The sequence below is a fragment of the Paraburkholderia sp. RL18-085-BIA-A genome, from assembly GCF_046027075.1.
Taxonomy (GTDB): Bacteria; Pseudomonadota; Gammaproteobacteria; order Burkholderiales; family Burkholderiaceae; genus Paraburkholderia.
Genome location: NZ_JARESU010000064.1, coordinates 1 through 12938, shown reverse-complemented (window position 1 = coordinate 12938; position 12938 = coordinate 1). Strand labels below are relative to the sequence as shown.

12 protein-coding genes and 2 pseudogenes are annotated in these 12938 nt (G+C 60.2%); 13 read left to right on the top strand and 1 reads right to left on the bottom strand.

Annotation, left to right across the window (positions count from 1 at the left end; genetic code table 11):
• Positions 1–261: 261 nt before the first annotated feature.
• The gene (locus P0D89_RS31740; RefSeq protein WP_408364115.1) at positions 262–1146 is read left to right on the top strand and encodes a MurR/RpiR family transcriptional regulator; all 885 of its coding nucleotides are present in this window, start codon (positions 262–264) and stop codon (positions 1144–1146) included.
• Between the two features lie 349 nt (positions 1147–1495).
• Here P0D89_RS31740 and P0D89_RS31735 read toward each other — a convergent pair whose 3' ends face one another.
• On the bottom strand, positions 1496–2401 hold the full coding sequence (locus P0D89_RS31735) for a LysR family transcriptional regulator (RefSeq protein WP_408377688.1): 906 nt from the start codon (positions 2399–2401) through the stop codon (positions 1496–1498).
• A gap of 280 nt (positions 2402–2681) precedes the next feature.
• Here P0D89_RS31735 and P0D89_RS31730 point away from each other — a divergent pair, with 280 nt between their 5' ends.
• The 12 genes and pseudogenes from P0D89_RS31730 to P0D89_RS31675 all read left to right on the top strand — a co-directional run bounded on the left by P0D89_RS31730 (position 2682) and on the right by P0D89_RS31675 (position 12538).
• Complete coding sequence (locus P0D89_RS31730) at positions 2682–4103, top strand: MFS transporter (protein ID WP_408364111.1); 1422 nt, start codon at positions 2682–2684, stop codon at positions 4101–4103.
• Positions 4104–4297: 194 nt separating this feature from the next.
• Positions 4298–5149: a DMT family transporter gene (locus tag P0D89_RS31725; RefSeq protein ID WP_408364175.1), complete on the top strand. Its 852-nt coding sequence runs from the start codon at positions 4298–4300 to the stop codon at positions 5147–5149.
• 182 nt (positions 5150–5331) lie between these two features.
• Entirely contained in the window at positions 5332–6282 is a 951-nt protein-coding gene (locus P0D89_RS31720) for a ketopantoate reductase family protein (RefSeq protein ID WP_408364109.1), read from the top strand.
• Positions 6279–6671, top strand: coding sequence for a VOC family protein (locus tag P0D89_RS31715; protein WP_408364107.1), 393 nt, complete (start codon positions 6279–6281; stop codon positions 6669–6671). The genes P0D89_RS31720 and P0D89_RS31715 overlap by 4 nt, the downstream gene beginning before the upstream one ends.
• Position 6672: 1 nt before the next feature.
• Positions 6673–7131, top strand: a complete 459-nt coding sequence (locus P0D89_RS31710) for a MaoC family dehydratase (RefSeq protein ID WP_408364105.1) — start codon at positions 6673–6675, stop codon at positions 7129–7131.
• Entirely contained in the window at positions 7131–8351 is a 1221-nt protein-coding gene (locus tag P0D89_RS31705; protein WP_408364103.1) for a CaiB/BaiF CoA transferase family protein, read from the top strand. The genes P0D89_RS31710 and P0D89_RS31705 overlap by 1 nt, the downstream gene beginning before the upstream one ends.
• On the top strand, positions 8351–9184 hold the full coding sequence (gene aroE, locus P0D89_RS31700) for a shikimate dehydrogenase (protein WP_408364101.1): 834 nt from the start codon (positions 8351–8353) through the stop codon (positions 9182–9184). The genes P0D89_RS31705 and aroE overlap by 1 nt, the downstream gene beginning before the upstream one ends.
• A gap of 19 nt (positions 9185–9203) precedes the next feature.
• A pseudogene (locus P0D89_RS31695) lies at positions 9204–9371 on the top strand (enoyl-CoA hydratase-related protein); the annotation flags it as partial.
• A gap of 100 nt (positions 9372–9471) precedes the next feature.
• Positions 9472–10470 carry an MFS transporter gene (locus tag P0D89_RS31690; RefSeq protein WP_408364099.1) on the top strand — a complete coding sequence of 333 codons (999 nt, stop codon included), beginning with the start codon at positions 9472–9474 and terminating at the stop codon, positions 10468–10470.
• 30 nt (positions 10471–10500) lie between these two features.
• Positions 10501–10593 (top strand): annotated as a pseudogene (locus tag P0D89_RS31685) (type II 3-dehydroquinate dehydratase); the annotation flags it as partial.
• Between the two features lie 104 nt (positions 10594–10697).
• On the top strand, positions 10698–10862 hold the full coding sequence (locus P0D89_RS31680) for a LysR family transcriptional regulator (protein WP_408377694.1): 165 nt from the start codon (positions 10698–10700) through the stop codon (positions 10860–10862).
• Between the two features lie 1013 nt (positions 10863–11875).
• Positions 11876–12538: a glutathione S-transferase family protein gene (locus tag P0D89_RS31675; RefSeq protein WP_408364097.1), complete on the top strand. Its 663-nt coding sequence runs from the start codon at positions 11876–11878 to the stop codon at positions 12536–12538.
• Positions 12539–12938 lie beyond the last annotated feature (400 nt).

The window sequence follows — 12938 nt, the reverse complement described above, 5'->3', positions numbered from 1 at the left end:
GAGGTGGACGAAACCGTCTGAACGCATGATCCGTGCCAACTTATGTGAGAAACATGGGTTTCACGAACCAAACCATGAAAACGTGTGTTTCTATATGGATGTTTGAGAAACACGAATTTCATTTGCCACGGTCCGATTTATAATGACGTCATCACGGGATGACGACTGACTGCACCTGCTGCGTGCAAGAAAACAGCAATGCACGCTCGCAGTGCCGACGTTGCACCACGGCGGGCGCTCCACTTACTCACAAGCATCGAAATGCCAAAAGCTCAAACGAAACAGGAAAAGCGCGCACCGCAGTCGATCGAGAGTCGCATCGCCGAATGCTATGACGAACTGTCCGAGATCGATCAACGGTTAGCCGATGTCATTCTCAGTGCGCCGGGGCAACTGGCGATGCAAACCGCTACGGAACTGGCGGCGACCGCGCAGGTCTCGAAAGCGACTGCGACACGTTTTTTTCAGAAGCTCGGATATGCTTCTTATGACGACGCGCGTGCGATTGCGCGCGCGGCACAGGTCGGCGGTTCGCCGTTGTATCTACAGGATCGAGGCCGCAAGAATGCGAGTACGAAACTCGACGACGTGATTCAGGCGCATTTGCAGCACGAGGTCGAGAATCTGGCGAGCACGTACCGGTCGCTCGATACTCACGTGCTGAGCGAGGTGGTCGAAGCAGTTGCGCGCGCGCGGCGCGTGGTGATCATCGGATATCGGCATAGTCATACGATGGCCACGATGATCAGGCGCGAACTGATTCAGGTGCGCACCGACGTGGTGTTGTTGCCTGCGCCGGGCGACACCATGGGCGAATATCTCGGCGACCTGGCCGCGCAGGATGTCGCGATCATCGTCGGCTTGCGGCGCCGTGTGCCGGCGGTCGGTCTTGCCGCAGTTTCACTCGCGGAGGCCGGCGTACCGATTGTGTATATGTCGGATGTCATTGCGGGGAAGCCGGCGCGATTGGCGCGCTGGGTGATCCGTTGCCACACGGATGGCCTGATGCTGTTTGACAGCAACGTCGGCATGACGGCGGTGGTCAATCTGATCTGCTCACTGGTTGCCGAACGCCTGCTCGAACGGGGCAGCGACCATTTACAGCGGGTCGAAATATTGCACGAGAGTTTGCGCGAGTTCGAGTGAAAACGTAGAGATTTGTCCAAAGAGCCTGCCGCACCCGTTAGCCAGCGGTGATGCTTCCACGAGTAATGTTGGGGGATGAACACCGATTGTTGACGATTTTCGTCGCTTGTCGAACGTCTCAAGCTGGCCGACCGCTGCCCGCTGCCCCGTACGCCTGAAGTCCCAAGCCGCCCATTGAGCGGAAGACCGTCGCCGACCCAACCAGGGCCCTCGGTGGGTCGCATCTCAAATGGCCGGTTTGAAGGGTGCAACGGTCGCTGCGGCAATCGGAAAAACCAAGCGCGGTGAGGCGCAAGTGCGGTCATTCGAGCGTACGTGTTGCGGAAAATCTGGTTTGGGCGATCCGTGGTCACCCCGCGCTGCAAAACAACTGCACGACCAGACTACGCAGCCACCGGTTTCCAGCTTCGTGATGATATCTGGCATGCCAGTGCTGTCGGACCGCAAATCCATCGACGGGAACCGGGCAGGAGTGCACGGCCAGATCGTTGATCTTCGCCAGCGTCTCACCAATGTGCCGCGGCAGTGTGGCAATCAGATCCGTGCTTTGGATGATCGCGCCAAGCCCAAGAAACCCGGGCAACTCCAGCACCACCTCGCGCTCGATGTGCTCGCGCACCAGCGCCTGTTCAAGTAGTTGCGCGCCCGTCCCAGCCGTGATCGCAACATGTCCTTCGGCGCGGTACTGCTTCAGCCCGAGTCTGCTCTTTAGCCTTGGATGATGACGATTCGTCAGACAGACCCAGTCCTGTAGGTACAGCTGCTGTTGATAAATCCCACCCCCAAGCCAGGGCACGTGACCAATTGCCAGGTCTGCCTCGCCGGACTCCAGTGCCCGTTCGGTATTGCCGTCGATACGCGCCGCTTCCAGCCGGATACCCGGTGCCTGCTCGCGCACATGCGCCAACATTCGCGGTAGTAGCGTGATGTGACTGGCGTCGGTCATGCAGATTCGGAAGCGCCGCTTCGCGGTGGCGGGATCGAACGCAATCTCCCACGCCGCAAAGCGCCGCAGCGACTCCAGAATTTCCCGGCAAGGGCCGATCAGGGCATCGGCCTGCGGCGTCGGCGCCATGCCGGTCGGCGTTCGTATGAAGAGTGGGTCCTGTAGATGTTCCCGCAGACGTCCCAGCCAGATGCTGATCGTTGGCTGACTTTGTCCCAGCTGCTCGGCCACGCGTGTGACGCTGCGGACATCGTAGAGGAGATCGAATAGCTGCAGCAGCTTCAAATCAGGGAGTTCGGCTGAGCTCATAGGACTATTGCTCCTCGCAATGATGTCATTGCGATCATAGCATTGCGGGAATGAGTATCCGCTCGTATCTTGAGCTTCAGGTCAAGGAGGAACCGCCAGGGATCGGCGTCCTGGTTCGTTGCGCGCCGGCCGTTATGCGCGATCGATTCCGTATGAACCACCTTCAGATGTTCGGCCAGCGCGAACCACCGAGAATGCAGCCATCGATGCTGCTCCGGCTTACTTAAAAAATCAGGAGACGTCATGGAAAGGAAATCGCTATCACCGGGCGGCGCAGGTGATGGGCCCACCGCTGCGAAGCAACGCAGGCAAGCAAAGAAGGCAAGCAAAGAAGGCAAGAGCAAGCGGCTGGATAGGTTCGGCGCTCGAGTACTACGACTTCTTCATCTATGCGCAGGCCGCCGCTCTCATCTTTCCACAAATCTTCTTCCCTGCAGGGAACCCGAAAATCGCAATTGTCGCGTCGCTCGCGACCTACGGCGTCGGCTACGTTGCGCGGCCTATCGGTGCGTTTTTCCTCGGCCACTGGGGCGACACGCACGGGCGTAAAACGGTGCTGCTGCTATGCATGTTCCTGATGGGTTTCTCCACCATGGCCGTTGGCCTGCTGCCAACCTACCATTCGGTCGGCATGCTCGCCCCAACACTGCTCGTGATGCTGCGCCTCGTGCAGGGCTTCGCAGTAGCCGGCGAAATCTCGGGTGCCAGTTCGATGATCATGGAGCAGGCACCATTCGGCCGGCGCGGTTACTTTGCAAGCTTCACGCTACAAGGCGTGCAGGCCGGACAGATTCTCGCCGCCGCCGTGTTCCTGCCGCTCGCGTATTACATGCCTGAAGAATCGTTCGTATCGTGGGGCTGGCGCATTCCTTTCCTTTTGAGTTCGGTCGTACTGCTGGCGGGCTACATCATCCGTCGTGAAGTCGAGGAGACCGCTGCCTTCGCGAAAGAAGACGAACGAGGCGAGGTCGCACGCGCACCGATTATCGAGGCCTTCAGGTACAGCTGGCCCGACATGATCCGGGTCGTCGGCATGGCGTTCATGAACGTCATTCCGGTAGTCGCAACGATCTTCGGGGCGGCCTATGCTGTACAGGTTTCGTATGGCATCGGCTTTCACAAAAGCGTGTACTTGTGGATTCCAGTGGTCGGAAACATTGTGGCGGTTCTGGTGATTCCGCACGTCGGCAACCTCTCCGATCGCATCGGCCGCAGGATCCCGATCATGGTCGGTGCGCTGTCGTCCGGTCTGCTCTCATTCGGGTATCTGTACGCGATTAGCATTCACAACCTGCCGCTCGCGTTCATCATGTCGATACTCATGTGGGGCGTGGTGTATCAGGGCTATAACGCGATCTTTCCAAGCTACTACCCGGAGCTTTTCCCGACCCGTTCACGCGTCTCAGCTATGGCGATCGCGCAGAACCTCGGCACGACCATCACCGCACTGCTTCCGGCGCTCTTCGCCGCCGTCGCGCCACCTGGATCGAACAATATTCCACTCATCGTCGGGTCCATCACTTTTGGCCTGACGATCATCTCCGCGCTTGCCGCGTGGAGCGCGCGAGAGACGTATCGGGTGCGACTGGATGATCTTGGCAATGGCGCTGCGCTTCCGATCCCGAAGGAACGATACGATCAGCTGCGGGCACAAACCCTCGACGATATAAGAGTCGCAAAGGCCACGATGCAGGCACGTTAGAAAGCAATGCAGGCGTTTGCGCCAGAGCGCCTGCATTGCGACGAAGGTCTGCGCTCGTCCCAGCAACCCGTTGTTCAAATGCACAACACGCATTGCCGAAATTCCACTGCTGCTGGTCAGGCGGTCTTACTACAGGCATCAATTTGAAACGCCCGATCACCCTCCCGATAACCGCCGAGGCCGGCATCATCCTGATGATCGCCACGACAGCAACGTTTGCTGCGAGCGATTCCACCGTCAAGGTCATCGGCGGGGCGGTGCCGCTGGTCGCCCTGCTTTTCGGACGTTACACCTTCCAGGCCATCGCCCTCTGCTCGTGGCAGGCCAGACAGGGCATCAATCCTTTCCGCAACGCAGGCGTGCTGAAACTGCAACTCCTCCGCGCTTTGCTGCTCCTTCTCAATTCGGCTTGCACATTCGCGGGCTTGCGCTATTTGCCGCTTCCAGTCACCACTTCGCTGGCAATGATGGCACCTCTGATTTCGACGCTGCTTGCGGCCACCCTGCTCAACGAGCAAGTGCCGAAAAGCAAATGGTCGATGGTCGTTCTGGGCTTCATCGGCATGTTGATCGTGGTGCGGCCGGGTAGCGGCGAGTTCAGCTGGACAGTGGCATTCCCGATCGGTGCCGCCACGACCTTCGCATGCTTTCAGGTGGTCTCCAGCAAACTGTCGACGGCAGGCGACCCGATCACGACCAACTTCATTACCGCATTGGTCGCGAATATCGCGCTTGCTGGACTTCTTTGGGTCGATCAGGCGGACCTGCTGCCTGAAATCCGCAAGGTGACGGTTGGCAGTTGGCTGCTGGTTCTCGTGATGGCGTCACTTGCAACCTTCGGCCATCTGCTGATGCTACAGGCACTCCACAGAACACCCCTCGCCCTCCTCACTCCGTTCGGCTACGCGCAACTTGGTTTCGCGACGCTTTTTAGCTGGGCGCTCTTTGGCAAGGTCCCCGACATCTGGACTGCCTTGGGCATGCTCGTGATTGCCATTAGCGGGATCGGCACTGTGCTGCTGCATGCCCGCGTACGGCTTCGGTGAAACGCCCGATGCCGTGGCCATTGGGCAAATCGATCGTTAGCCGCGACGCGTGCATATGGCTTCGGAGCCGAACGGTCACGCGTTGCCTCTCATATTGCCTGTGGCAATGACGTCATTGAATTCATTGCATTGCCGACATGACCCCCGGCTTGTATCTTGATCTTCATGTTAAGGAGACGGCAGTGAAGATTGCAATTCTGGGTGCAGGTGCACTGGGCTGTGCGATTGGGGCCGCGCTAATCGAAGGCGGCAACGAGGTCTGGTTGCTGAACCGCTCGGCGGCGCACGTTGAGGCAATGAGGCGTGACGGTCTACAGGTAGACGATACGAATGGCTCTCGTCGCGTGAAAGTTCACGCCACGACACGGGCTGCTGAAGCCGGTGTCGTCGATCTGGTCGTCGTGCTGGTCAAGTCATTCGATACCGACGCCGCGATGCGCGGCGCACTGGAACTGATTGGGCCCGAAACGCTTGTTCTGTCACTACAGAACGGCCTTGGACACGAAGCTGTGCTGGCTGACGTCGTGGGGCGCGAACGCGTGCTGGCCGGCAAGACATACGTCGGTGGCGTCATGCGCAATCCGGGGCACATCGAGTCTGGCGTCGCCGGCAAAGCGACCCACATTGGCGAGTTGGATGGCCGGATTACCTCGCGCGTGAACGCGATCGCCGAAACGTTCAACGCGTCCGGATTAGACACGACCGTCAGCGCCAATATCGTCGGCACGATGTGGGACAAGCTGCTGGTCAATGTCGCGACTGGCGCACTGACCGGCACGACCGGGCTCACCTACGGCCAGCTCTACGACGAACCGCTATTGAAGACGGCTGCACTCGCAGCGGTCGCCGAAGCGATAGCGGTCGCCCAGGCCGCTGGCGTGGCCCTTTCCACAGTCGACCCTGACCGCGCCTGGACGCTCGCCGGCGAGGGACTTTCGTCGGGCTTCAAGACCTCGATGCTGCAAAGCCTCGAAAAAGGATCCATCACCGAAATCGACTTTATCAACGGCGCGGTCGTGCGCTGGGGACAACGGCACGGCGTGCCGACTCCGGTGAACGCGACGCTGGTCGCCTGTATCAAGGGCATCGAGCGTTGCACGGCCGACCGGCAAAAAGAGGAGACAACCGCATGAAAGGCAGCAAGGCTTATCTGGAACACGTGGCCATCTGGGTCAAGGACATTCACTGGCACATCCGCTTCTTTGAAGACGTGCTTGGCATGACGATGCGCGAAGTCGACGGCACCGTCGATGAACCGCGGCAGTACTGGACGCTCGGTGGTCTGCAATTCATTCATAACCCGAACCATGAAGCGCCCGAAGGTCGACTTGGCCATCTTGGCGTGATGTGCGAAGACATGGAGGCCGCGCTCGTTGCGGCGCAACGGTACGACGTCACTGAGATGTCGCAAGGACGCAACTGGTTGCGCCTGCCGGACGGTCTCGCCGTCGAACTGATCCAGGCAAAGCCCGCCTCGTGCGTGGCGCGAGCACTGGCCATCAACCCGCGCGCGGAGGCCTGAGATGACGATCGTCGATAAATACTGGGACGACGCCCGCGAAGGCGACGAGTGTCTCAGCCCGACTTACACCGTAACCAAAGAGCGCATTCTGGCCTATGCCGACCTGACGGGCGATCACACGCCTGTGCACGTCGATGAGGAATATGCGAACGCGAGCCACTTCGGCTCGATCGTGGCGCATGGTCTGTTCGGTATGTCGATTGCCGACGGCCTCAAGACTCAAAGCGAATACCGCTTTCTGCCGGGCATGTCGCTCGGCTGGACCTGGGACTTCAACCTGCCGATCAAAGTGAACGACGTGCTGCACGTGAAATTCCGCGTCGGCACGATGCGGGCCAGCAAGAGCCGTCCGGACTGGGGCATTGTGGTGCTGCCGTCGGAGTTGATCAATCAGGACGGACAGGTTGTCCAGCATGGCGAGCATCGTCTGATGGTGCCGCGCCGACCGGGAGCATTCTGATGCAGGCACGTCCTCTTGAAGGTATTCGCGTTGTCGATTACAGCCATTTTCTCGCCGGTCCGTATGTCGGGCGCTGTCTCGCGGCGCTTGGCGCCGAAGTGATCAAGGTTGAACGTCCGGTTACTGGCGACGCGGGGCGTCAGCATGCGACCGTGCTCGATGACGAGCAAAGCGCCTATTTTCTGCAGATGAACATGGGCAAGCGCGGCGTCAGCATCAACATGCGCGACCCGCGTGGGAAGGAGTTCATGCAGCGCCTGTGCGACTCGGCGGATGTGTTCGTCGAGAACTACCGGCCGGGCGCGCTGACCAGACTCGGACTCGGCTACGACGAACTGTCGGCGCGTAATCCGGGCCTCGTCTACTGCTCTATCTCCGCCTACGGCCACACGGGACCGGACGCGCACCGCGCCGGTTTCGGCCTGATTGCCGAGGCGAAGAGCGGGATCATGCAGATGATCGGCAATCCCGGCGAACCACCGCCGTTGATGCGCATCTCGCTTGGCGACATGTATACCGGTATCCACGCGGTGGCGGCGATCAATGCCGCGCTGCTCGGTCGCGTGAAGAGCGGCCGGGGACAGCACATCGACATGGCACTGTACGACACGCTCGTGTCGATGCACGAATACGCGGTGCAGTGCTACACGACGCAGGGCATCGTTCCTGAACAGACCGGTCACGACATGCCTACGTCAACGCTCTACGGGGTGTTCCGTGCCGCGGATGGCGACCTCGTGATCGCCGCGCAGGTCGACGACGCCTGGATGCGCTTCGCGGCACTGGCTGAGACGCACGGCGGACCTGCCGGTTTCGGCACGGACACGCGATTCCACACGCTGAACGGGCGCAATGCCAGTCGGCTGGAAATTCTGTCGGTGGTAAAGCCCTGGGTTGCCGGACGGCCGGTCGCCGTAGTGCTGGAACTGCTCGATAGCATCGACGTGCCTTGCGCGAAGGTGCAGCGCATCGACGAGGTGCTTGCCGACCCGCAGATCATCGCACGCGGCATGGTGGTCGAACAGCAACACCCGCGCTTCGGCACGTTGCGCCTGCCGAATCTGCCGTTCCGCTTTTCCGACTGTGACACGACCATCCGCGAAGTCGGACCGGACCTTGGTCAGCACAATGCGGAAGTCGCCGTGTCACTCGGCTTTAATGCGGCCGAGATTGATGCCATGCAGACCGATGGCGTGTTGTATTCGAAAGTGAGGCCGTAATGAACGACCAGTACGCAGTGATCGGCAATCCGATCGGCCATACGAAATCGCCGTTGATTCACGGGTTGTTTGCCGAAGAATCGCAACAGGACATGTCGTACACGGCAATCGAAGGACCGCTGGAGCCGGACGACGCTTTCGCTGCGACCGTCCGGTCGTTTATCGCCGGCGGCGGCAAAGGCATGAACGTGACGGCGCCCTTCAAGCTGAAGGCGTTCGCGATGGCCGACGAACGAAGTGAGCGGGCGACACTCGCCGGCGCGGCGAATGCGCTGAGTTTCAGGGACGGCCGCATCATCGCGGAGAACTTCGATGGCGTCGGCCTCGTACGGGACATCGAAGTCAATCTGAAAATGCCGATGGCCGGCAAACGCGTGCTGGTGCTCGGTGCGGGAGGCGCGGTGCGCGGCGCATTGCTGCCGTTCATCGCGGCGCGTCCTGCTGAACTTGTCGTTGCGAACCGGAATGTCGCGAAGGTCAAGGCGCTGGTCGCACAAGTCGCGACAGGGAATTCTCTCGTCGCATGCGGGTATGGCGACCTCGAGGCTATGGGGCGCTTTGACCTCGTCGTCAACGCGACGTCGGCGAGCCTCACTGGCGAACTCCCGCCAGTACCACCAGGCGTATTCGGCCCGACCGGAGCGGCCTATGAGCTGGCCTACGGCAAGCGTCTCACCCCCTTTTTGCAACTCGCACGGAACGCGGGTGTGCTGGGCATCGCGGACGGTGTCGGGATGCTCGTGGAACAGGCTGCCGAGGCGTTCGCATGGTGGCGCGGCGTGCGCCCCCAGACGCGAGCGGTGATCGACCGGCTTACCGTTCCCCTCGATTGAACGCGTGTGGAGGCTCTCAATGGCACCCGAAACCTATCGTTACTGCCATTACGAGGTCGATGGCCCGTTACTGACCCTGACGATCGATCGGCCCGAAGTCCTCAACGCGATGCATCCGGACGCCCATCGTGAATTTGCCGATGCGTTCGATCGCTATGCCGCTGATCCGTCGTTGCGCGTCGCGATCGTAAAGGGTGCCGGCGACAGGGCCTTCTGCGTCGGCACCGACCTGAAATATCTGTTCCTTCCTGATCGGCGTGCTACCCACGTATGCATCGATCGGCGTGATGGCGCCGCTCGCGCTCGTCGTATTGCGCTTCATGCAGGGATTTGCCTTGGGGGGCGAAGTCACAGGCAGTCAATTGCTGACGATGGAACACGCGCCCAACGACCGGCGCGGCTTCTATAGCTCCTTTATCGCGATGGGCTCGCCGCTCGCACAGGTGCTGGCCAATGCGCTTCTGTTCGGGATGGCCGCGTTGCTGACGAGCGACCAGTTTCTGCGCTTTGGATGGCGGGTGCCCTTCCTGTTCAGCTTCCTGCTAGTGGCAATCGGGCTGTTCATCCGGATGCGTATCTCGGAGACCCCTGCGTTCGAGGCGGAAATGGAGAAGAGGCGCCGGGGGGGTGATCAGCCCGCCGTTGCGTTCGGGGCCTATGCAGGAACCGTGTTCCGGCTGATGGTGGTCTGGGCGGCAGTGTCGATCGCCTATTTCATCGCGACGGTGTTCATCCTGTCATTCGTCACGAACAAGCTCGGCATGGCAAAGCCGACCGCTTTCGCGATCCTGATTCTCGCCCACCTCTGCTCGATGTTTGCGATGGGCATCGGCGGCGCATTGTGTGACCGGATCGGGCGACGTACGGCCATGCTGGTGGGATCACGCACGATGCTGCTTGCGTTCATTGTGTTCTTCCCGCTTGTTCTCAGCGGCAACACGTTGCTGATTGCCGTAGCCATCGTCTTTCTGCTGTGTGCGGCCCAGTTCCATGCAGGCGCGCAGCCTGCCTATTTCGCGGAAGCCTTCCCGACGGAAATCCGCTACCGGGGGTCCGCGGTCGCCTACAACCTGGCCGTGGTGGTTGGCAGCAGCGCGCCGTTTGCCGCAACCCTGATTCAGGCGCATACCGGTGGCGCAACGTGCGCCGATCGTGGGCTTCGGCATCGCGTTCAACCTGCTGTCCATGTGGGCAATCCATATTGGTCCGGAAAGCTGGCGGAAAAAACAATCAATGCGTTGATCCGTTCGTTCAACGAGCGGAATCGGTTTACCGCACCGATCTGAGCGCATCGAAATTTCGCCTTAAATCTCGCGATGAATCATGAAAGGTTTCTGATGCTGCATGGCATCAACCACAACATGTTTGGTAAGCGTGACCCGGTTCAGTATGGAACCGCCAATATCGACCCAATGCAGAATATTTCAGCCCGGGCCCCGGTGCCCGAAGCGGCCTCACATGAAGCCCGGGTTTCTCGGGAGATAGCGCGTCCAGTCGCCGCAATCGCGTGGGCGTGCGATTGTTCGACCGGACAACCCGCAGCGTGTCGCTCTCCGCGGCGGGCGAGCAGTTCCTCGCCCAGGTCGGTCCGGCACTCGCGACGATCCGCTCGGCCATGGAGGACATGGACCAGCATCGCGAGCGTCCGTCCGGCGTTCTCCGACTCAACGCGGACTGAACTGGGCGCGCATGATCCTGGAACCGCTAATCTTCGAATACCTGCGCCGCTATCCCGACATGAAAGTCGAACTGGTCACGGAGGGGCGGCTCTGCCGTTGGTGTCCGCACCAACTCAGCGGCAGCTTCCTGGATACCAGCGGTCATCGGCGGCCACGCGCTGGCCAGTCGGCGTTCGCCCCAAGCGTTCTGTCGCGCCACCGAGCACTAGTGGTTGGCGTAGTACTTACTTGCCTTGCATCCGCAGAAGACGAAAGTCGTCTACTGTCGCGATGACAATCGGAGGGAGCGTTTTAGCGATCATCAGTCTGACTTTCGGGGCTTCTGCTTCCAACTGCGGCTCGCAAGATCGCGCGCCGGTATGGTGTTCGTGAGTTTCCTGCCTGCGATCAGCCAAATAGCGGCCAAAGCCATTCGCCAGACAGTGCGTCGCCCATTCAACATGCGTTTTCCCAAGGCCTCGACCCGTAAGGGAAGTAGCAGATTCCCAACGCGGCTGTTCACCTGCATTGCAAGAGAGTCGGAAGTCCCCAACCAAATCGGGGCGATTCATTGTGAGCCTCAGCGAAAGCCCATTGCTAACGTAAAATTTTTTGTCCACTATTCGTGCTACTTCCCAGCGCAAAACTCCCTGCTGACCGTAAAAGGGTCGCCGATGAGCCAGCACCAGCTGCCATCTTGCTGGCGGCGCGCGACCTCGATCGCATACACTTTCATTGGCTCCGGTCCGGAGACTGTCCACTCCGTGTGCATCAGCGCAAGAACGCGCGTCATAATGAGTGTCGAGTTATCCACCGCCGGCCGCCGTCGTGGTCGTAACAGGCGACCCGACGACCGGCCGTGGATAACTCTCAAGAGCCAGTTCATGGCGTCCACAAAATGGGTACCGCTCCATTTTGAGCGAGGAGCATAGATGTTCATCTATTCCGCTGAGTCCTTTTCATTGGCGCGGGTAGAATCGCCGATGGCCTTCGAGCAGCCATTCATCAAGACAAGAGACCCAACCGATCCCTCGTGAACAAACGCGCCATGAAGCTCTATTTCAGCCGCAACTATAATCCGCGCCTCGCCGTTGCCGTGGCGCGCCATTTGAACTCGCCGGTCGAGTTTGAATTCGCTTCCCCCTTCTCTCCGGGCGAGCGTGAAAAGTTCCTCAAGCTCAATCCAAACTTGAGCGTTCCCATTCTGGTTGAGGGAGAGGCGACGCTTTGGGAAGCGGACGCGATCGCCTGCCGGCTCTCGCGCCTTGCGGGGTCTGGCTTCTGGCCGACAGGCGACGCCATGCCGGACCTTATCCGCTGGATCAGCTGGGGCTACTGGAATTTCGTGCGTGCCTGCGATCAGGTTCATTTCGAACGGGTGACCAGGCAGCGTTATGGCTTAGGTCCGGTCAGGCGCAAGTTCGTCGAGGCGGGCTTGCGCGAATTCGCCTCCTCGGCCGCGATTCTGGACCAGCATCTCGCGGGCAGGGACTGGCTCGTCGGCGACGAGGTCACCTACGCCGATTTTCGCGTCGCATGCGTGCTCCCGTTCGCCGAACTCGCCGGCCTGCCGCTCTCCGATTTTTCGCGCGTCGAAGCCTGGCATGCGCGGCTCATGGAGATCCCCGCCTGGAGGGATCCATTCGCAGGGCTCGACGCGCCTGAACTTCCCCCGGTCAGGGCGGAAGCGAAATAACCCTGGGAGGCGTTCGATTGGAGTCCTAAGCCTCGAATGGCGTCCGGAACTTGCTTCGGCGCGCTTGCGTTCTTGTTCGGCTATCCAACGACCCTGCATTTGCTCAGGCAGCGGCTCTTCACTTCGCAATCGATTCACTCCTACCTCTGATCTGCGAAGGCGGTGTATGGGATTGTCAGACGATCTGAGCGGCAATATCGAACGACCGTTCATGGCCGTCCACTGACCTCAGCTGCCGCTCGAGCTTTAACGGGTGAACTTCGGTGGTCGTGTAAAAAGTGCCTATTTCCGGGAAGAACGTTGATTCGCTCCGCCATTAGCGATACCTTTGCACCTAGCCGGATCGCCGAATTCTGCTCAACGGGAGAACCGTTTCGTGAGAAGAGCGTGGGCTTTCTCC

Bases quoted from the DNA above. Each gene is read 5' to 3' on its own strand.
- P0D89_RS31730 (WP_408364111.1), top strand. From the start codon at position 2,682: ATGGGCCCACCGCTGCGAAGCAACGCAGGCAAGCAAAGAAGGCAAGCA.
- P0D89_RS31690 (WP_408364099.1), top strand. From the start codon at position 9,472: ATGGCGCCGCTCGCGCTCGTCGTATTGCGCTTCATGCAGGGATTTGCC.
- P0D89_RS31710 (WP_408364105.1), top strand. From the start codon at position 6,673: ATGACGATCGTCGATAAATACTGGGACGACGCCCGCGAAGGCGACGAG.
- P0D89_RS31715 (WP_408364107.1), top strand. From the start codon at position 6,279: ATGAAAGGCAGCAAGGCTTATCTGGAACACGTGGCCATCTGGGTCAAG.
- P0D89_RS31705 (WP_408364103.1), top strand. From the start codon at position 7,131: ATGCAGGCACGTCCTCTTGAAGGTATTCGCGTTGTCGATTACAGCCAT.
- P0D89_RS31740 (WP_408364115.1), top strand. From the start codon at position 262: ATGCCAAAAGCTCAAACGAAACAGGAAAAGCGCGCACCGCAGTCGATC.
- P0D89_RS31735 (WP_408377688.1), bottom strand. From the start codon at position 2,401: ATGAGCTCAGCCGAACTCCCTGATTTGAAGCTGCTGCAGCTATTCGAT.
- P0D89_RS31725 (WP_408364175.1), top strand. From the start codon at position 4,298: ATGATCGCCACGACAGCAACGTTTGCTGCGAGCGATTCCACCGTCAAG.
- aroE (WP_408364101.1), top strand. From the start codon at position 8,351: ATGAACGACCAGTACGCAGTGATCGGCAATCCGATCGGCCATACGAAA.